The organism is Oculatella sp. FACHB-28 (assembly GCF_014696015.1).
Lineage (GTDB): Bacteria > Cyanobacteriota > Cyanobacteriia > Elainellales > Elainellaceae > JAAUTN01.
In genome coordinates this window covers 49,246-68,311 of the sequence record NZ_JACJPJ010000036.1, presented here as the reverse complement: position 1 = coordinate 68,311, position 19,066 = coordinate 49,246, and the positions used below count along the sequence as shown (strand labels likewise).

Sequence of the window (19,066 nt, the reverse complement as noted above, 5' to 3'; positions counted from 1 at the left end):
ACCTGGATAGCTGACTCTATTCTACAGACAACAGGGATGAGTTAGTTTTTTTGGTGCAGAAGCGTCGCTCTTGCACCAATAACCTGGTGAAGCCCCTATAGAGAAACTCGCACGGGTGTGCGGTTTGCTTTGACTTCAAATCCAACTGGCTCCAGAATGGAGAGCCCAGTCATCTCTGGAGGCTGTGGCAGCTTCAAAATTTCCAGGATTGTCGGGGCAATGTCTGCTAACCGTCCGTCTGAGCGCAAGCTAACCTCTGTGCCGTGTCCGGGAATCTTGCGTCCCTCTCCCTCAACCAGGATGAAGGGTACTAGATTGGTCGTGTGAGCAGTCCAGGGATTGCCCTGCTCATCGTACATGTACTCCGCGTTACCGTGATCAGCAATGATAATGGTTGTGCCGCCAGCCCGAACAATGCTTTCCAAGAGCCGACCGACGCAGCGATCAACCGTCTCGATCGCCTTCACAGTTGCTTCCATCTGGCCAGTGTGACCGACCATATCGGGGTTAGCGTAGTTGATCACGATGAGCGAATAAATCTGCTTTTCGACAGCAGCGATCGCCACATCTGTCACCTGCTTAGCCGACATTGCAGGAGCGCGATCATACGTTGCCACCATCGGGCTTTGCACCAGTTCCCGGTCTTCTCCTTCAAACGGTTCTTCAATACCGCCATTGAAGAAGTAGGTAACGTGGGCATATTTTTCCGTTTCTGCGGTGCGAAACTGACGCAAACTATGCTGGGCAATCACCTGTCCCAGAATGTTATCGAGATTTTGCGGCTCGAACGCAACCAATACGGGCAAATTGGAGTCGTACTGGGTGAAAGTGGCAAAGGTTAGCGGCGTCACTCTTTCTCGCTCAAACCCTTTGAAATTGGGGTCAACAAAAGCCTGGGTTAACTGACGGGCGCGGTCAGGGCGGAAGTTGAAGAAAATCACCCCATCTCCGGGCTGTACCGCTCCGGGTGCAATGCGAGTGGGAATGACAAATTCATCGGTGACTTCTTCCGCATAAGAGGCTTTCAGCACCTCTAATGCAGTGCGACCATCGCCTTCGCCATCTTGAGTCATCACCTCATAAACGCGCTGAATTCGATCCCAACGGTGGTCTCGATCCATGCTGTAGTAGCGACCACTCAGGGTCACGATGCGCCCCAAGCCAATTTGAGCAATGTAGTCTTGAATGCGTTGAATCGCGGCTACACCATCGGTCGGTTTTGTATCCCGCCCGTCGGTGGTCAGATGAACGCAGACTTCAGAGATATTTTGGGTCTTTGCCAGGTCTAACAGTCCTAGCAAATGACTGAGGTGAGAATGGACCCCGCCGTATGAGCAAAGCCCAACTAGGTGCAGTTTGCCACCGCTTTGCTTAATTTCTTGACAGGCTTTAAGCAGGGCTGGATTGCTCAACAACGACCCGTCTTCGACTGCATCTGAGATGCGAACTAGCTCTTGGGGAACGACTCGACCTGCGCCGATGTTCAAATGCCCCACTTCGGAGTTCCCCATTTGCCCATCGGGAAGCCCCACGTTTTTGCCAGAGGTGTGAATCAGAGTTCGGGGATAAGCAGCCCAAAGGCTATCCATGATTGGAGTACTAGCAGCGGCGATCGCATTGCCATTGGAGTCTTCCCGATGACCCCAACCGTCTAAAATGACTAGCACCACAGGAGAAACCGGCGCTTGTGTCATGCAGATAGCCCTTTTGTTGAATAATTTCTCAGCAATAATATCATTCGAGTTCCTAAGTCTGACTAAGTCAATCTGGGGAAATTGATATTTGTCTGTACTTCCTGTATTTCTGTCTGTGGTTAGAGCTGCACCTAAACCTTTTTGACCTTGGCTTTTTGTTTTTGTTTCTCGCGCTTAACAGCAGCTTTTGCATCCTTTTCAGCAGCGATCGCTTCTAGTCTAGCTTTCTCTTTTTCCTCGGCTATTTTGTCCAGGTAATAATGATAATCACCCCGATAAAGCCGTAGCTCTCCGTCCCGAATTTCAACGATTTTATTAGCGACCTGAGAGATAAAGTAGCGATCGTGAGAAACAACGATTACAGTACCATCATAATTTTGAATGGACTCTTCTAGCATTTCTTTTGCAGGAATATCTAGATGGTTTGTCGGCTCATCCAAAATTAATAAGTTAGCAGGACGTAGCAGCATTTTTGCCAGTGCCAGTCGCGCTTTTTCGCCTCCACTTAAAGCCGAAACCTTCTTAAAAACGGTATCACTGCTGAACAAAAATCGACCTAATAATGTCCGAACTTCTTCGTTTTTCCAGTCGGGCACTTCGTCATGAATTGTTTCCATGACGGTTTTATCTAAGTCCAGCGCTTCTGCCTGGTTCTGCTCAAAGTAGCCAGGAATTACGTTATGATCCCCTAACTCAACGGCACCTTCTGTGGGTTGCTCCATGCCCATCATCAGGTGAAGCAGGGTAGACTTACCTGCTCCATTTGGACCAACAAAGGCAACGCGATCGCCCCGTTCAATCAGCAAATCCGCTCCCAAAAATAGAATCTTTTCATCATAGGTATGCACCAGATCTTTGATGATCACCACCTCGCGGCCGCTACGGGGCGCAGGCGGAAAGCGGAAGTGAAGGGTTCTGACGCTGCCAGTAGGAGCTTCGATTCGCTCAATTTTCTCTAACTGCTTCTCACGGCTTTTTGCTTGAGTACTGCGGGTCGCACTAGCCCGAAACCGATCAACAAAGGTCTGCTGTTTCTCCAGTTCTTTTTGCTGCCGTTCAAAGGCGCTGAGTTGCGCCAGTTGTGCCTCTTCTTTTTGTTGGAGGTAGGCAGTGTAATTGCCAAGATAGGTGGAGGAAACGCCCCGTTCAGTTTCAACGATCTGGGTGCAGAGGCGATCGAGAAATTCGCGGTCGTGAGAGACAATCACCATCGGTGTAGTCAGCCCTCTCAGATAAGTCTCTAACCATTCGATCGTTTCCAGGTCGAGGTGGTTCGTCGGCTCGTCCAGCAGCAGTAGGTCGGGTGCCTGGAGCAAAATTTTGCCCAAACTCATCCGCATCTGCCAGCCGCCGCTGAAAGCACTCACCAGGCGATCGCCATCTTCTGGGTCAAACCCCATCTCTGGCAAAATCTTCTCAATTCGCGCCTCCAAGCCATAACCATCCAGCCCTTCAAACTGCCGCTGTGCTCGGTCTAGTTTATGAATCAGCTTATCCAATTCTTCCATGCTGGCGGTTTCCATCTGCCGCTGAACCAGGGCGATCGCCTGTTGCGCTGCATTGGCTTCAGTAAACACCGTCCAAAATTCTTCCCGCACGGTGCGGCTAGGATCAACCTCAAACTCTTGGGTCAGGTAGGCAATGTGCAGGCTGTTGGGGCGAATGATTTGACCAGAAGTGGGCTCCATCTCACCCGCAATGATTTTGAGCTGTGTTGATTTGCCTGCGCCATTCACCCCGACTAAACCGATGCGATCGCCGGGTTTAACTTCCCAGTTGATATCCTTGAGAACTTCACCCGTCGGATAAATTTTGCTGACATGTTCCAGGCGCAACATCGTAGAGTCTCCAGACTGTGAAGGACAAAAGGGGAAAGGCGATCGGTCAATTTAGCAGACGCAAGAACTTAGTTGCTCAGGTCAGGCATTGCACAAGTTCCGCTTCATAAATATTAACTGCATTAACATTCTTTCATGGGTTGGCTCTCAATCTTTGCCAGAAGTTTACTCTACTGCCTATAAGTCGCCGTCTATCCTGGAGCTATGGGTACCCTAGGCATCTGCCGGATTTTTTAATCACCGCTTCGGAGATTGCTTTCTCATGGTTACAGTAGATGCTGCAGAAATACAGGATAGTTTGGCACCACAGCCTTTTAATGGCGAAACGTCTAACAGCCTAACGTCCAGTTCAGCATCTAGACGGTTAGAAACCAAGGCAATTCAGCCAAAAGTATCTGCACCGGAAGCAGTGCAAGAATCAGGCATCCAGGAATCAAGCATTCAGGAATCAGGCATCCGGGAAACGGCCGTAGAAAAAGCGCTAAGGGAACGAGAAGCAAATCTTCTAGCTCTGATCGAAAATACGCAGGATGCGGTCTGGTCAGTCGATCGCCAGTATCAGATTGTCACGCTCAACTCCACCTTTAAGCAACAGTTTCAGATCGTTTATGGGGTCGAGTTAGCCCTGGGTATGAATATTATCAGTTGCCTGCCCGATGCCGCAAAAGCCATCTGGATAGACTACTATGACCGGGCACTGAGGGGCGATCGCTTTGCTATTGAGCTACATGTTGATTTGCCCGACAGCCCTGCATATATTGAAGTCTCGTTTAACCCCATTATCACGAATATTGAGGAAATTACAGGCGTAGCCGTTTTTGGCAGAAACATCACTGATCGCAAGCGAGCTGAGGCAGACCTGCAACAGGCAAAAGATCAGCTTCAGGCGGTACTGGATGCTGTCCCTGGCTGCGTTTCCTGGTTTAGCTCAGACTGCAAATACTTAGGGATCAATCGTTACCTGGCGGCCACTTTTAATGTTCGCCCAGAAGATTTTGTCGGCAGAGAATTGGGTTTTATGGAATCCAGCCCCGGATTTGCCGAGTTTGTGCAGAAGTTTATCGCCAGTTCAGTGAAGGAAAGCTCGGTAGAAATTGCATCCCGAGTTGGCGACTCGATCCGCAATTACATCGTCGTTGCCCAAAAATATTTTCAGGATCAGGCAGCCGTCTTCGTTGGGCTGGACATTACTGACCGAATGAAGGTTGAAGAAGCGCTGCGGGAAAGCCAGGAACGTTACGCTCTGGCAGTGCGCGGTGCCAACGACGGGCTGTGGGATTGGAATCTGAGAACCAACGAAATTTACTTTTCTCCCCGTTGGCGGGAAATGCTGGGCTACGAGGAGGGAAAGATTGGCAACACTCTAGATGAATGGTTCAGCCGAGTTCACTCGGAAGACCTATATCGCGTTAAAACTCAACTCAATGCTCATCTAGATGGGTCAACGGTTCACTTTGAGAGCGAGTACCGAATGCGGCATCGAGACGGCTCCTACCGCTGGTTGCTGAACCGAGGACTGGCAGTGCGAGATGAGAATGGCAAAGCCTGCCGCATGGCGGGATCGCAGACTGACATCACCAAACGCCGCCAAGCCGAAGAGCAGCTTTTGCACGATGCCCTGCATGACGTGCTCACAGGACTACCCAATCGCGCTTTGTTTATCGATCGCCTCTCTCAAGCAATTGAGCGAACTAGACGCCCCCAGAGCTACCGATTTGCGGTGCTGTTTCTAGATGTCGATCGGTTTAAGGTGATCAATGACAGCCTCGGTCATGTAGTTGGGGATCAGCTTTTGGTGGCGATCGCCCAACGTCTGCAAACTTGCCTTCGCATCGGCGATACAATCGCTCGGCTAGGAGGAGACGAGTTCACAATTTTGATGGAAGACATCAGGAGCCACACCGACAGCACTCAACTGGCAGAGCGAATCCATCAAGAATTCTTGCTGCCATTCAATTTGAATGGGCAAGAGGTCTTTACTACCGTCAGCATTGGCATTGCTCTAAGTGAATCGGGGGGCGATCGCCCTGAAGACTTGCTGCGAAATGCAGACACCGCTATGTACCGCGCCAAAGTTTTAGGGCGGGCTCGCCACGAGATATTTGATGCAGCAATGCACGCCCGCGCTGTTGCTCTATTGCAGCTAGAGACTGACCTGAGACGGGCCGTTTCAACCCTGCAAGTAGGTTTGACCAGTCAAGAATTTCAACTGCGCTATCAGCCCATCGTCTCGCTAGAAACTTCCGAAATCATTGGGTTTGAGGCGTTGGTTCGCTGGCAGCACCCAGAGCGTGGCTGGATTTCTCCCGGTGATTTTATCCCGGTTGCCGAAGATACGGGTTTGGTGATCCCGCTAGGACAGTGGATTTTGGCGGAGGCGTGTCGTCAACTTCGGGAATGGCAGCTTCAGTTTCCTCACAGCAGAGCGTTATCCGTTAGCGTGAATCTTTCGACTAAGCAGTTTGCCCAACCCCAACTGATTCAGCAAATCAGCCAGTTACTTCAGCAATATCAGATAGAACCTCACTGCCTGAAAATTGAGATTACCGAAAGCGCCATTATGGAAAATACTGAGTCCGCAACGGCTCTACTGGAGCAGCTTAAGGCGCTGGGGCTGCAACTGATGATTGACGACTTTGGCACAGGCTATTCGTCCCTAAGCTATTTGCATCAGTTCCCGATTGATACGGTCAAAATTGACCAGTCCTTTGTCGGCAGAATGGGAGCCGATGACATAGAAGACGAGGGATCTGAAATTGTGCGAGCGATCGTCACGCTGGCTCACACCCTAAACATGAATGTGGTTGCTGAAGGAATTGAAACCGCTGAACAAGTTTCACAACTTAAAACCCTGAAAGCCGAATATGGGCAAGGCTATTTTTTTGCGAAACCTTTGAGTAGTGAAGAAGCTGGCATTCTGATCGAGACTGATCCCCAACGCTTAAACGAGGACGTCGCCTAGCTATCTCCGGGAGCTGAAGCAAGTTCTCCAGAGGCAGTACTGGTGATATTTGATGTGCCGTGTAAGTTGCGGGGATCAAGCGCGTCTCGCAAACCATCCCCTAGCAGGTTAAACGCCAGCACGGTCAATACAATTAAAATTGCAGGCGACCAGACCAGCCACGGTTGCAGCACCAAAATTGAGGCATTAGTAGCCAAGGACAACATATTTCCCCATGACGGATCGGGCTGCTGAATGCCCAGACCAATCAAGCTAAGAACGGCCTCCGCCACAATGAAACTGGGAATTGCCAGCGTTGCAGAAATGATGATGTAGGTCGCAGTTTGCGGTAGGACGTGCCGAATGATGATGTAGAGCGGTCGCCCGCCCATTGCCTTAGCCGCCTGGACAAATTCTCGCTCCTTAATAGAAAGCACCTGACCGCGAACCACCCGCGCCAACCCGGACCAACTGACAAACGAGGTAATCAGCACAATCAACAAGAATCGCTGGGAACTGGTCAGTCCAGCAGGCAATACAGCAGCTAAGGCAACCAGCAAATAGATCGACGGGATCGTCATCAACACTTCTACGAAACGCATCAGTATGCCGTCAGTGGCTCCGCCAAAGTAGCCAGAGATCCCGCCCACCAACATTCCCAAGGGGAAAGAGATAACGATACCAACCAAACCAATGCTGAGGCTAATGCGACCGCCATGAACGAGGCGGCTGAACTGATCCCGCGCCTGTTCATCAGTACCCAGCAGGTTAATTGTGCCTTCCCCCGCTGCGCCAAACAGGTGCAGGTTTCCGGGAATGCCAGGGAAAAGCTGCACTTCCTCGAACCTGGGATTCGTGAGTGAGAAGCGGGTCGGCAGCGGCAGCCGCAATTGCAGCATCCGATATTCTGAACCTTGTACAAACAGGCGTAGGGGGGAAGGGCGCTCAAAGTCTACGAATAGCTGGCGATCGCCCGTCTCCAGATCTACTGGTCCCTGCGTTGTGGGGTAAACGTGTGGACCAATAAATTGTCCTTCTTGAGTACGCCAGTAAACTTGAGTCGGTGGCAGGAGAGAGCCGTCAACCTGCGAAGCATAAGGGTCGTAGGGTGCAACAAATTCTGCCGCTATCACGACTACATAAAAAATCAGCAGCACAATCGCGCCGAATTGGGCTAGTGAGTTTTTCCTGAGTTTTTGCAACCAGTTCATACGCTGCCTTCCCGCCACAGTTGATGTTGATTATAGGTTAGACACAGCCAGTCAGAGAGCCGTCGTCCCATTCCAGGGTGTCACCGATTTCGGTGCCATTGTGGTAAGCCGCTAGCAAAACTTCGCTAGTTTTGCCCCAGGCGATCGCCCCACTCTGGTCAATACCAATCGCGCCTAAATCTCGCTGATTTTGCTGAGCCTCTGTAAAGGAGCGATCAAACGCGGCTGGCAGCGTTAGCCCATCGGTGACACGCACTACAATTCGGGCAGCTAAGCATTCATCAATGATGTCTTCGCCAATGCCCGTACAGCTCACCGCTGCATGGGAAGTACCGTAGTTGCCTGCAGGCATGGCAGAGTCGCTAACTCGCCCAATTCGCTCAAATCCCTTACCGCCTGTGGAAGTGCCAACTGCAAGCTGCCCCTGCTGATCTAACACAACCACGCCAATAGTGCCCCGTCCTGCACTGCTTTCAGTCACTAATTCACGTTCGGCAACGACTCCAGCCATTTCTTTGTTAAAGTCACCCCGTCGTTCCTGAATCCATTCCAGCAGACGCAGTTCAGTGAGGGGATCGTGGTCAGGGACCTGAAGCTCTCGCAGTAGATTTGCCGCACCATTGTCAGATAGAACGCGATCGGGCGAGCTCTGCAGTGCTAAAGCTAGCTCGATTGGATTTTTGACCCGCGAAACGTTAATTACGCCACTAAACCGCTGGCTAAAGCCGTCCATCAGAGCAGCACTCATACGAATCTGCCCGTCAGATTGCAGCACAGAGCCTGTTCCTGCATTGAAGCGAGGATTGTCTTCTAGCAACTGACAACCCCGCACAACCGCACATGGAGCACTCATGCCCTCTAGTAACAGTCGATAAATTTCTTCAACAATTTTGTGGAGCGACTGGCGCACCGACTCAACGCCTCCCTTGCTTTTGAGAGAGCTTCCGGCTCCACCGTGAATGATGATTTTGGGCTGCACTGCGATTGACATAAAATTCCTTTAGAAGTTTTGAGTTCTGAGTTCTAAGTTTTAAGTTCTGAGCTTTGAGTTGGAACTTGAACTCACAATTCAACTCCCAAAATTCAAAACTTAATTTAGTTCTCTTTGGCGGTTGAGCGGCGACGACGGCAGCGCTCGGAGCAATATTTCACTTCATCCCAGCAATCTTCCCATTTTTTGCGCCAAGTGAAGGGGCGATCGCAAACTGGGCAAATTTTGGTGGGCAGGTCTGATTTGGAGCGGGGCATAGAAGGGGCTGGAGGCTAGGGACTGGGGGCTAGGGTGTAGGGTGAGAGTAGCGACGTGACTTTGAAAATCTAACTTTTATATCCTAGATGGTTGAGCAAGTATTAGCAGGGGTGAGGATTGTGCTGGTGGAGCCAGCCGGGCCGCTGAATGTGGGGGGAATTGCCCGGGTGATGAAGAATATGGGGCTTAGCCAAATGGTTCTGGTAAATCCTCACTGCGACTGGTTGGGGGAAGAAGCGCGGCTAATGGCAGTCCATGCGGCGAACTTGTTGGAAACGGCGCAGCGAGTGGATAACATACCGGATGCATTGAAAGGATGTCAGCGGGCGATCGCCACTACTTCACGCGATCGCAGCCCTGAAGCCTCCCTCGTTTCACCCAAAGTAGGCTTACCCTGGCTGCTAGAAGCCAACCATCCTAACGCAACCCCAATGGAATCGGCGCTAATTTTTGGCCCCGAAGATCGAGGCTTAAGCAACGTCGAATTAAGTTATGCCCAACGCTTCGTCCGCATTCCTTCCAGCCCTACTTACCCCTCCCTCAACTTGGCCCAAGCCGTCGCCATCTGCTGCTACGAACTTCATCAAACCGCCCTCACCTTCTCCAAACATCCAGCCCCTAGCCCCCAGCCCTCAGCCCCTACCCCCCCTTCCCTCGACCTGCTCGAAGGCTACTACCAACAGCTCGAAACCCTGCTGCTCAAAATCGGCTACCTCTACCCACACACAGCCCCCAGCCGCATGGAAAAATTCCGCCGCCTGTTTAACCGAGCAGACCTCTCAACCGAAGAAGTCACTATGCTCAGGGGAATTCTCAGACAAATGGAATGGGCACTAGGGCAAAAAGATTCGTAGGTTGGGTGAAGCAAAGCGAAACCCAACAAAGTCAGAACTTACGCAAGCAGAACGAGCATCAAGCGATCGCCAGACAAAAGGCACTTAAGTGTCTCATTTTAAGCTCCTTAATTTTAGGGAAGAAGAGGTCTTAGAGCGTTCCAACCTGCGTATGCTCATGTAAATAAAATTACATTGACTTTGTCTTAACTTAATATTTCTCTCACGAATATTTGCTAGATTTAGTCCCTAGCGTACATTTGTATTCCTCAGTTCCAGAGTGCAGTTGGCGCTAGACAAGTTGATTCAGTATTTACCGAAGAGGCGGGTGTATCGTATGGATTTTGGTGCTGTAGTGGGTTTGTTGTTGTTAGTTGCTTATGTTTGTACATTCTTGTTTCCTCCGAAGGAAGTGACTCCAGAAAAGAAACTGGCGGATGCACTGAGTACGCTCCTATCCAAAGAGATCAAAGTTCGGATTGACAAGCAGGATTAGGTGGTGAGCGTCGAAGCACTCTGAAAAACTTTCAAAGTTCAGGACTTACGCAAGGGGCAAGTAACCGGAACAGTTTCACCTTCTTGTCTTTAGGAAAGCCGCGCACTCTGATGAGCTTGCCTTGTTGCAATTCCTCACTATGCCAAGCCTTATCAAGAGTTGATTGGCGTGTAGAACTGCGACTTCTTAAAGAAGTCGCAGTTCTTTACCCCTACAATTGGCGATCGCCCTACCTAGCAACACCACTAACCTTCAACAAATCAGCAATGGTTGGACAGTAAGTCGGTAAACCGTAGCTAGCAGGACTAACCGGATTCTCATAGGTAAAGTGGCGATAGCTGAGGCAAAACCGATCCCAGGCTTCCATCTGAATCCGAAATAGCACGATGAATAGGTCAGCTAACTGAGTTGAGAGCGGAATTCGTACGGAAATGGGTTTGTTGAGATAATGACAGACTTGCTCTACTGCCTGATTTACCGTAATTGCGGAATTGCCTAAAACTAGCTGACGCGATTCTCCTGGTGCTGGCGCGTGTTCGATCAGGTGTAACACAACCTGAGCAATATCTTCCCCATGTAAGAAGTGAAAGCTGCCGTCAGCTTTAAAGAAGCGGATTAGATTGATCCACTTTGCCACTTCGGGCAAGCCGGAGGTGAGGTGAGAATAGGGCTTTTGACCATCTCCACCAAAGACGAGCGTAGGAAAAACGGTGGTGATGCGATGGGCGATCGCCAGCCTTGACAACTGCTGAAAACAATTGTGCTTGGACTTGATGTAGTCTGTGCCTAACTGTCCCGCTTCCTTCAAAAGCTGATTGTGGCGACCCAGAATGCTAGCGGTAGAAAAGTAAATCACCTGCTGGCACACATCCGGGTCAAGCAAATTCATCAGCCGCAGCGTTTTCAAAACGTTGATGTCATACACCTCCTGAGCGCCACCCCAGGCAGTCGCGGTCAGTATTGCGGTATCGATGGTTTTGAGCAAATCGGCAAACTGCTCAACTTCTCGCAGGTCAGCCTGAAGGATAGTGACTCCTGGACGAGCATTGTAGTCAAACTTCAGCTTTTGCGGATTTCTCACCAGCAGAAACAGATCATGAGACGTTTCTCGAATGAGGCGATCGCAAATGTAATGACCAATGCAGCCGCTAGCACCCGTTACCAAAATTCGCTTCGCAGTCATAATCAAGCAACCATCTTGTATCAGCGCACCGCTAATAGGGTGCATTCAATTGAGTAAGGGCGTGGCATTCGGCAACGGTCCTGTAGTTTTGCCCAGGATCTATTCCCGAATGCCGCGCCCTTACAGGGTTGGCATCATTTTAGCGGCGTAGTGCCATTAGGCATGAACCGCCAACAGTTGGTCTGCCTGTTTCGCAGTTTCAAAGAAGAAAGCTGCATTTTCCTCTGGCGTGTCGGGCAAAATGCCGTGTCCCAGATTGAGAATGTGCCCCTGGTTGCCTGCCTTGCGAATCGTGTCGAGAACGCGATCGCGAATGAACTCGCGTGAGCCAAACAGCACACCAGGATCAAGGTTGCCCTGTACCTTCATCTGCCGTCCCAACCGCTGACGAGCCTCTGCCATATCAACCGTCCAATCAAGACTGATGATATCGGCTCCAGAACGACCCATCCGCTCCAAAACGCCCGCACTGCCGCTGACCAAAAGAATTAGAGGTGTATCGGGGTGCGTTTCCTTTACCTGCCGGAAAACGCGCTGCTGATAGGGCAAGGCAAACGTTTCATAATCTTGAGGGCTGAGTTGACCCGCCCAGGAATCGAACATTTGCACGACCTGTGCGCCACTATCGATCTGGTAACGAGCGTAGACGGCGATCGCATCTGCCAATTTAGCCAAAAGCTGATGCAAAATTGCCGAGTCAGAGAAGGCCATTCCCTTAATAACCGAGTAGGTTTTTGAGCCTTTACCTTCTACCGCATAGGCTGCCAATGTCCAAGGCGCGCCCACAAACCCCAACACGGTTGAACGATTGCCCACCTCCTGCCGCAGTGCCTGCAAGATTTCTTGAATAAACGGCATCGACTCGGCTGGGTCAAGCGGCCGCAGCGCATCGACCTGTTCCTGAGTACGAATGGGGCGCTCGATAATCGGGCCTTTTCCTTCTGCAATGTCCATCTCAATTCCCAGACCGGGCAGGGGAGTGACGATGTCAGAGAACAGAATTACTCCGTCTGGTTGGAATGCCCGCCAGGGTTGCAATGAAACCTCGATCGCTACTTCTGGAATCTCAGAGCGCTGTCGAAACGACGGATATTTTTCTCGCAAATCCCGATAGGCTTTCATGTAGCGCCCTGCCTGTCGCATCATCCACACAGGAGGACGGTCTAACGTTTCACCACGAGCAGCCCGCAGCAGATAAGGAACCTGGGTCAGTCCAGCCATCTAAAGTTTCTCTCTTAAAGTTACAGACTTCACAGCAAGGGTTTGGCGATCGCTAACTTCTATAAATCTTTGTGTTCAGACGCTGACGGTTTAGACACAAAAATGCGCTTAGATTCAGCAATTCCAGGATTAAGATTATATAGCGATTCTGCGTGTCGAAGGGTCATTGGTCATGGGCTGTTTGCCGCAATAGCGGTTTACAAATGACAAAGGACAAAAGGCGAGTCACAAATGACTAACGCCAACTCAGCTTAAACTAGTGAGTATTAGAGTGAACGTTAAGAACTGTTAGCAACTGCATCGACTTCATGGATATTACAGAATTTTTTCAGCAAAGTGCTGGCAAATGGTTTTCACAACGCACCAGTCATCATCTCGCTTTCAAGCAGTCTGAGAGCGGCAAATCTGACATTCGCATTGAAATGCTGCCCCAGGATGCACCTGAAGTAATTGAGCTGTGCCAGCAAAATGAGGTCGAGCCGACTCTGGCGCTCTGCGGTGCGCGAGTCACCTGGGACGGCACGATGGAATGGGACAAGGAAAAGCACGAAGGATCTACCGTTCTAGTTCCTGTTGCCGATCCAGATAAGCCCAACGAAGGGAAATTGCTGAGAGATACAGGTTACGCAGAGAAAGCACCTGTTGCCGGACGGTATGTCATGGGTGACGACGGTTCCCTAACGCTGATTACTGAATACGAATCAATGTACTCTGAAGAGCGCCTCTGGTTCGCCAGCCCTAATCTACGTCTGAGAACCAGCATCCTAAAGCGTTTCGGCGGCTTTAGCATGGCTACATTTTGCTCTGAAATCCGGATGGGCGGGCAGGGCTAAGAATGAAAGATGAGGGACAAGGAGACAAGTTTCGTCCTTAATCCCTCATCCCTACTCCCGCTCCCGCTGTTCCTGCAGGGAAATACTATCTCCAGCTAGAGCAAGGTCGGTGAAGTAGTCATCTCTGCTTTGCACAACAGCTTTGAGCTTGGTGTAAAAGTTGGAAACGCCTGTAGAGGGGACGAACTGGTGAATGGGGTGTTTGCTAACGCGATCGCCTGCCCATTGCACCAATTCTGTTGCGTCTAACCCAGCGTTGACGGGTCTAAACGTTGGAATGGGAGACTCTGTGACTTCTGAGCCAGGTAATTGAGTGGGGGTAGAAGTGGAATGTTCACGATTGGCTTCTACAGATTCATGGGTTGCAGAAGTTGCTGAGGGTTCAGGGGTAGCTGAGGGCATTTCGACAGTGCCGTCTTCAGGAAGGGAAGTTCGTGATGGCTCTAGGGGGGATTTAGCAGCAGGAAGGAGGGCACGGACGGGGCGATCGCTGGTGTCTGGTCGCAGTATTTCTTGCGCGGGTGGTTGCTTAGATGGCGTGTCGTCTACCCTTGCATCCGATGATTCTTTTTCTACATCAGTAACACTAGCTTCACTCGTTTCACCTACTGCGATCGCATCTTCAAAAAGCTGGAGTTCTGAAACCTCAGCGCTTCTCGGCAAGATTGCGGCAGAATGGCGATCGTTACTCAAGCTCGAAGTTTGGGGGGAGGGGCGAGTTGGAGCAGGCAGTTCAGATGAGGTGATCGAAGATTTTGGAAATCTCCCACAAACCATGCGCTCAAACTCATGGTTGAAGTGATAGAGCGGCTGTCCTCGCCTCTTCCAGAGCGTCAAGATTTGGGTTACAGACACCGCTTTGTAGCGTCCCTGATAAAGCGCTTCTACTAGCGCAGACCGCAACCAGTTGGCCGGATATTCTCTCAGCCAATAGTCAATTAGACGCTCAATTGTGAAGCCACCCAGGTCAAAACTGTAATGGGCCAACAACTCAGCAGCATCTATAGCAGCATCTCTCGCCAGTTCTGTCATCGCTAGGGTAGAGTCAAATCAAAACTTTAACAAAATTCTGATCATTCCGCCGAGCCTAAACGTTAGTCTGTTTTTCCACAAACTTAATCGTTCCTGCGGCGTACACCTCCGTCTACTGTGCCTGATTCGTCCCCACCAAAGGGTTCAGGATCAATATTCCAGTTAAAGTCGCTGATGCGCAAGCCGAGAGAGGCTTGTTCTCGTCGTGGGTTTACTCGTAGCGTAATCGCATAGGTTCTTCTGCTGTATTCCAAAATGTATTCCGTCTGGATTTCGCGATCGCGATCTAAACTGAGCGAAGTTTGAAATCCAACCCTGAAGGGCCCATAAAGCTGCTGAATAATGCCGCCCGAAATTACCCGGTCATCCACAACCCGGTCAAATCGGAAGGGCGATTCTCCATCTCGAATATTTTGAGAATAGGTCAGGTTGAACCCGGTGTAGTCAAAGAACGGGCGAGAGAAATGCCCAAATTGTCCACGCACTCCAAGGCTAGCGGTGTAGACCTGCTGAGTATCGCCATTGCTGTAGGCGCTAAACACCCCCCTCAAACCAGCCACCAAGCTCACGTAGGGAACAACGGGGTTGGGGGTATATCTTAACCCCTCTGTTGCGGTGGGGGGAAGCGGCTCGCCTTGCCACAGCAAAAAGCCTCGCCGCAGGGCAACACCAGCCTGATAGCGAGTTAGCTCAATTGGGTTACCGCCATCTGAGGCAAGGATCAAGTTACGGCGATCGGTGTTAGCGCTAATGAGTTGTACGCCAGTTTGATAGCTCAGATTAATGCCAGTGTTGCCTAACTCATAAGTAGGTGAAGTAAGCACTAAGCCCAAACTGCGCTGCACAGTCTGGAAACCTAGAGAGCCATTGAAGAGGCGATCGCGATAGCTATATTCTGCGGTCAGGGTATGGTTAAATAGCTGCTGCTGTAGCCGTAAGCTGCCGCGAAACTGGGTCTGCAATTCGTCCAGATCGAGACTGGTAAAAACGGCATTTCCTCGCAAAACCGTAGTTGGGCTGAACTGGACATTTAACTCACCGATCAACCCATAGTTTGCGGGGTCAGTCAGGTTGAAGCCGTTGTCGTAGGCTCGCTGAAGCAAAATTTGCGGTCTGAGTGAAAGCTCCACCTGAGGACTAAGGGCATACTCAAAATTGCTTTCAACAAAGAAGCCACCCCGGTCTTCTTCGTCAAAGCCGAACTGAACTAGTCCAGGACGACGTTCTCGGTCATCTAAAATGACTCGATTTTGGAAATAAGGAATCGATAGCCCCTGATCAAACACAATCCGAGGTCGCCTTGCTCGAATTTCACTGCGAGTTGGCGATAGCCGCGTAAAGGTAGCGGTGTCTGCCCTTAGCTCTAGCTCTGGTGGTGAGAATGGGTCGTTGGTGATGCGGACGTTGGTTGCAACCCAACCATCAGGCGTAAACTCCACCTCATCTGCCTCAAATCGAATCCGCCGAACTTCACCGCCTGTGCCGCCTCGCCTAGCATTTCCTGAACCCAAAGTTACCGATAGCCCACCTGGACTGCTAACAGGCGCATCAGAATCTTCATCGGCTTCAGAGTTAATTGCATCTGAGGCATCAGTTGGAATTTCGTCTTCGTCCTCGTCTTCTACAGTGGGTGTGCTATCCAGATCGGGCTGAGTGTCAACGTCAGGTAGCGCACCAGAATCATCCACGCCCGTGACAGCACTTTCATCAGGTTGAACTTCGGGCTGTTCAGCGCTGATCAGGTCGCCTCTAAGTGGCTCTTGCGCTCCAGCACTGGCGTCAGTAGGCAACGTTGCCGAAAAGTCGTCGCCCGCTGAGGGCAGAAATATTTCACCGCTGGCATTGAGGATATCGCCGCGCTCCTGAACAAAGTTGTAGACGAAACGTTCGCCCCTGAACTCCTGCTGTCCGCTAAACAGGGTGACATTTCCTTCGGCGACTGCAATGCGATTGAGCAAATTCACCCGTAGTCGATCTGAGGTTAAAACGGCTCTGCGAAAGCGCATTTCAACGCTGCCTTCGGCGACAAATACCTGCTGAATTTGGTCAAACCGCTGGCGATCGGCAGAAAGTTCGATTACTTCTCCGGTGCCCGATGGGTCGAGCAGAAACGGCTCGCCATCCGTAGGAATTTGATCAGGAGATACCCCATCTACAGGGGGTTCTTGCTCTTCTCCATTCATTTGAGGTGAATCAGACGGTTCACCTTCTTGCGGTTCACCTTCTTGCGGTTCACCTTCTTGCGGTTCACCTTCTTCCGATGGCGATTCTGGAAGGGGAGGCAGTTCATCGGGAATGACTAAAGTTTCCCCTGATGGCTGAGTGCTATCTGAGTCAGGCAAGCGATCGGGTAGTGATTCAGGGTCGATGGGTTCACCCGATTCATCGGGTGGCAATGGAGCTGAATCAAGCGGAGGCAAAGGTTGAGGTTCTAGCTCAGGTAGTTGAGCCAATTCTGATTCCGCTTCTTGAGCAAAGATATTTAGCCGTAGCGACTCGAGAATGGGAGAACGAGTTCTTTGAGGCGATCGCTCTGCCGATTCAGACAAGTAACGGAATGAAATCTGCCGCTGGAAGAGGGACAGGGGAGACTCGGCGGCTGTTGTTTCCGCCACGACCGAATTGCTAATGCTTTCATCCCCAACTGTTTCACTAGCTACTTCCCCGACACCTGCCTGTGAAGCGATCGCAGGCAAAGCGGAAGAGGCTCCATTCGCAACCGCTTCTCTCTCGCTTGCTATAGATGGGGGAACGGTTGCAGGCAAGGCAGAAGGTGCAGCCCTTTCTGCCGCTTCGCGCTCGGTTACTAAGGTTGGCGAAGCGATCGCTGGGGATGAGGACGGGGATACGGCACTCGCAGCCGCTTCTGCTCTAGTTGCAGTAGATGGAGCGATCGCTGCAGGTGAAGCAGAGTCCGAAGTTGTAGAAAATAAGTCTTCAGAAGTAACGCCGTAGGTGATCGCAGCCTCTTGCTGACTTGAGAGGGTTAGCTGCGGTGGGTTGAGTTCAACGGGAGCACCTAACAGAGCCGCATCAGATGCTCCAGTATTGGCAGCATCTGAGACGGTTGACCACTCGACTGAAGCAGGCGATCGCTCTGGCGCAAAGCGTTCGGGTGGGGTAGGAACCGGAGCAACACCGCTGCCCGAAGTGAGTTGGGCAGGCTCCGCAGGCAAAACAGCCGTTGAAGAAGGTAAAGGATGGCTAATTTCCTCTGGTTGCGACAGATCGATAACCGGAGAAGTAGGCGGCAGAACCGGGTAGGGCATACTTTGGCACGACAAATTTATGCGGACAGCCCGGATACATCGCTTTAGCCGTCCTCAGCGCAGACTGATTGCCTGGGGGAGCAAGGAGTGTTTTGGCTGTCTATTCTAAATCCCGACGATTAGGGTTACGAGCGGGATCATTTGACAAAAATCCAAACACAAAAAGCGCAATAAAGAAGCTAACAACGATGTAAACGGCGATTTTAAGAGTCAGCATGTGAAGCATCTCCAGCAATAGGCTTTCTTATAATATCGAAACAGTGTCCTTTTTCTTACACAGCATTTGGATTGCTGTCGGATGACTGAAGATCTTTGACCTAAATGCTTGATGAGAGATAATTCGCTGAAGCATCACTGAGGGGCACAGCGATCGCCATTTAAGGCAGCAACAATACACTCTACCTTAAGTCAGATGGGTTCTGGTAATTGGATGTTCCCCAAGATGACAGTCTAGGGAGATAAGGTAGGATCAGGACACTTTGATCGACAGGATGTTCCGATGACGATCGCCTCATCTCAGCCGGCCCTTACCCTTCCGGACCACACGCAACTGCCGGAAACCGACGGTACATTTGTGAAAAATTTCCAGGAGCATCCGCAGAGTTTGCTGCTGACTGATTCTATCCGCCCGATTCTTGATGCCCTTCACCCAACAGGACAGTACGCTATTGGTCAAGACTGCGGCATCTACTGGCGGCTGACCGAGCCACCAGAGCGAGGCGCTGAGGCTCCTGATTGGTTCTACGTGCCGAACGTACCACCGCTGCTCGATGGAAAAAGGCGGCGCTCCTATGTGATGTGGAAGGAAATAGTCGCTCCCCTGATTGTGATTGAGTTTGTCTCGGGTGACGGCTCCGAGGAAAGAGACACAACCTCGCCCTTTCCAGACGATGCAGCGAAGGCTGGGAAATTCTGGGTGTATGAGCAGGCAATTCGAGTGCCGTTTTACGCCATTTATGAAGTAGACAAAGCCTCAGTTGAAGTTTACGAATTAATTGCCAATCACTATCAACGCTGTGATCCCAACGAGCGAGGGCATTTCCCCATTGCACCGATGGGTATGGAATTGGGAATTTGGCAGGGGCAGTACATTAATCAGACCTTTCCCTGGTTGCGCTGGTGGGATAGCAACGGCAACTTGCTGTTGAACGGAGACGAGCGAGCCGAACAAGAAAAACAGCGCGCTGACCGCTTAGCGAATAGGTTAAGGGAGCTGGGGTTTGACCCAGATGAAATATAAGTCCAGCAAGACGTGATAGTCGGAGG

General features: G+C 50.9%; 15 protein-coding genes. 5 read left to right on the top strand and 10 right to left on the bottom strand.

The features are described 5' to 3' along the window. Positions 1 to 95: 95 nt before the first annotated feature. Together gpmI and H6F88_RS04210 are read right to left on the bottom strand one after the other, a co-directional pair. Entirely contained in the window at positions 96 to 1,694 is a 1,599-nt protein-coding gene (gpmI, locus tag H6F88_RS04215; protein ID WP_190641500.1) for a 2,3-bisphosphoglycerate-independent phosphoglycerate mutase, read from the bottom strand. Positions 1,695 to 1,825: 131 nt separating this feature from the next. Then, complete coding sequence (locus tag H6F88_RS04210; RefSeq protein ID WP_190641499.1) at positions 1,826 to 3,532, bottom strand: ABC-F family ATP-binding cassette domain-containing protein; 1,707 nt, start codon at positions 3,530 to 3,532, stop codon at positions 1,826 to 1,828. 262 nt (positions 3,533 to 3,794) lie between these two features. On the opposite strand from H6F88_RS04210, the gene H6F88_RS04205 reads away from it, so the two are divergent. Next, positions 3,795 to 6,494 (top strand): EAL domain-containing protein, encoded by a 2,700-nt coding sequence (locus tag H6F88_RS04205; protein WP_190641498.1) that lies wholly within the window; start codon positions 3,795 to 3,797, stop codon positions 6,492 to 6,494. Here H6F88_RS04205 and H6F88_RS04200 read toward each other — a convergent pair. From H6F88_RS04200 to H6F88_RS04190, 3 genes are all read right to left on the bottom strand, one after another. Then, positions 6,491 to 7,684: an ABC transporter permease gene (locus H6F88_RS04200; protein WP_190641497.1), complete on the bottom strand. Its 1,194-nt coding sequence runs from the start codon at positions 7,682 to 7,684 to the stop codon at positions 6,491 to 6,493. The genes H6F88_RS04205 and H6F88_RS04200 overlap by 4 nt on opposite strands. A 37-nt stretch (positions 7,685 to 7,721) precedes the next feature. Next, positions 7,722 to 8,675, bottom strand: a complete 954-nt coding sequence (locus H6F88_RS04195) for an isoaspartyl peptidase/L-asparaginase (RefSeq protein WP_190641496.1) — start codon at positions 8,673 to 8,675, stop codon at positions 7,722 to 7,724. A gap of 104 nt (positions 8,676 to 8,779) precedes the next feature. Beyond that, positions 8,780 to 8,932, bottom strand: a complete 153-nt coding sequence (locus H6F88_RS04190) for a DUF2256 domain-containing protein (RefSeq protein WP_190641495.1) — start codon at positions 8,930 to 8,932, stop codon at positions 8,780 to 8,782. 87 nt (positions 8,933 to 9,019) lie between these two features. Between H6F88_RS04190 and H6F88_RS04185 the strand changes: the two genes are divergently transcribed. After that, positions 9,020 to 9,787: an RNA methyltransferase gene (locus H6F88_RS04185; RefSeq protein WP_190641494.1), complete on the top strand. Its 768-nt coding sequence runs from the start codon at positions 9,020 to 9,022 to the stop codon at positions 9,785 to 9,787. Between the two features lie 316 nt (positions 9,788 to 10,103). Beyond that, complete coding sequence (locus H6F88_RS04180; protein ID WP_190641493.1) at positions 10,104 to 10,262, top strand: hypothetical protein; 159 nt, start codon at positions 10,104 to 10,106, stop codon at positions 10,260 to 10,262. Positions 10,263 to 10,491: 229 nt separating this feature from the next. Here the strand turns inward: H6F88_RS04180 and H6F88_RS04175 are convergent, their stop codons facing one another. Both H6F88_RS04175 and hemE read right to left on the bottom strand, forming a co-directional pair. Further along, positions 10,492 to 11,445 carry an NAD(P)-dependent oxidoreductase gene (locus H6F88_RS04175; protein WP_190641492.1) on the bottom strand — a complete coding sequence of 318 codons (954 nt, stop codon included), beginning with the start codon at positions 11,443 to 11,445 and terminating at the stop codon, positions 10,492 to 10,494. A 156-nt stretch (positions 11,446 to 11,601) separates the two neighbouring features. Then, positions 11,602 to 12,666 (bottom strand): uroporphyrinogen decarboxylase, encoded by a 1,065-nt coding sequence (hemE, locus tag H6F88_RS04170; RefSeq protein ID WP_190641491.1) that lies wholly within the window; start codon positions 12,664 to 12,666, stop codon positions 11,602 to 11,604. A 308-nt stretch (positions 12,667 to 12,974) separates the two neighbouring features. Between hemE and H6F88_RS04165 the strand changes: the two genes are divergently transcribed. Further along, positions 12,975 to 13,499 (top strand): phycobiliprotein lyase, encoded by a 525-nt coding sequence (locus H6F88_RS04165; protein ID WP_190641490.1) that lies wholly within the window; start codon positions 12,975 to 12,977, stop codon positions 13,497 to 13,499. A gap of 51 nt (positions 13,500 to 13,550) precedes the next feature. Here the strand turns inward: H6F88_RS04165 and H6F88_RS04160 are convergent, their stop codons facing one another. The 3 genes from H6F88_RS04160 to H6F88_RS04150 all read right to left on the bottom strand — a co-directional run bounded on the left by H6F88_RS04160 (position 13,551) and on the right by H6F88_RS04150 (position 18,017). Continuing rightward, on the bottom strand, positions 13,551 to 14,531 hold the full coding sequence (locus H6F88_RS04160; RefSeq protein WP_190641489.1) for a hypothetical protein: 981 nt from the start codon (positions 14,529 to 14,531) through the stop codon (positions 13,551 to 13,553). 83 nt (positions 14,532 to 14,614) lie between these two features. Continuing rightward, complete coding sequence (locus tag H6F88_RS04155; protein WP_190641488.1) at positions 14,615 to 17,800, bottom strand: DUF3769 domain-containing protein; 3,186 nt, start codon at positions 17,798 to 17,800, stop codon at positions 14,615 to 14,617. A gap of 100 nt (positions 17,801 to 17,900) precedes the next feature. After that, a complete protein-coding gene (locus tag H6F88_RS04150) occupies positions 17,901 to 18,017 on the bottom strand; it encodes a photosystem II reaction center protein I (RefSeq protein ID WP_190641487.1) in 117 nt (38 codons plus the stop codon). 282 nt (positions 18,018 to 18,299) lie between these two features. On the opposite strand from H6F88_RS04150, the gene H6F88_RS04145 reads away from it, so the two are divergent. After that, positions 18,300 to 19,040, top strand: coding sequence for a Uma2 family endonuclease (locus H6F88_RS04145; protein ID WP_190641486.1), 741 nt, complete (start codon positions 18,300 to 18,302; stop codon positions 19,038 to 19,040). Positions 19,041 to 19,066: the final 26 nt, after the last annotated feature.

Coding starts and splice junctions, on each gene's coding strand:
- H6F88_RS04205 (WP_190641498.1), top strand. CDS start 3,795: ATGGTTACAGTAGATGCTGCAGAAATACAGGATAGTTTGGCACCACAG.
- H6F88_RS04150 (WP_190641487.1), bottom strand. CDS start 18,017: ATGCTGACTCTTAAAATCGCCGTTTACATCGTTGTTAGCTTCTTTATT.
- H6F88_RS04180 (WP_190641493.1), top strand. CDS start 10,104: ATGGATTTTGGTGCTGTAGTGGGTTTGTTGTTGTTAGTTGCTTATGTT.
- H6F88_RS04190 (WP_190641495.1), bottom strand. CDS start 8,932: ATGCCCCGCTCCAAATCAGACCTGCCCACCAAAATTTGCCCAGTTTGC.
- H6F88_RS04165 (WP_190641490.1), top strand. CDS start 12,975: ATGGATATTACAGAATTTTTTCAGCAAAGTGCTGGCAAATGGTTTTCA.
- H6F88_RS04175 (WP_190641492.1), bottom strand. CDS start 11,445: ATGACTGCGAAGCGAATTTTGGTAACGGGTGCTAGCGGCTGCATTGGT.
- H6F88_RS04145 (WP_190641486.1), top strand. CDS start 18,300: ATGACGATCGCCTCATCTCAGCCGGCCCTTACCCTTCCGGACCACACG.
- H6F88_RS04195 (WP_190641496.1), bottom strand. CDS start 8,675: ATGTCAATCGCAGTGCAGCCCAAAATCATCATTCACGGTGGAGCCGGA.
- H6F88_RS04155 (WP_190641488.1), bottom strand. CDS start 17,800: ATGCCCTACCCGGTTCTGCCGCCTACTTCTCCGGTTATCGATCTGTCG.
- H6F88_RS04160 (WP_190641489.1), bottom strand. CDS start 14,531: ATGACAGAACTGGCGAGAGATGCTGCTATAGATGCTGCTGAGTTGTTG.
- H6F88_RS04210 (WP_190641499.1), bottom strand. CDS start 3,532: ATGTTGCGCCTGGAACATGTCAGCAAAATTTATCCGACGGGTGAAGTT.
- H6F88_RS04185 (WP_190641494.1), top strand. CDS start 9,020: ATGGTTGAGCAAGTATTAGCAGGGGTGAGGATTGTGCTGGTGGAGCCA.
- H6F88_RS04200 (WP_190641497.1), bottom strand. CDS start 7,684: ATGAACTGGTTGCAAAAACTCAGGAAAAACTCACTAGCCCAATTCGGC.
- hemE (WP_190641491.1), bottom strand. CDS start 12,666: ATGGCTGGACTGACCCAGGTTCCTTATCTGCTGCGGGCTGCTCGTGGT.
- gpmI (WP_190641500.1), bottom strand. CDS start 1,694: ATGACACAAGCGCCGGTTTCTCCTGTGGTGCTAGTCATTTTAGACGGT.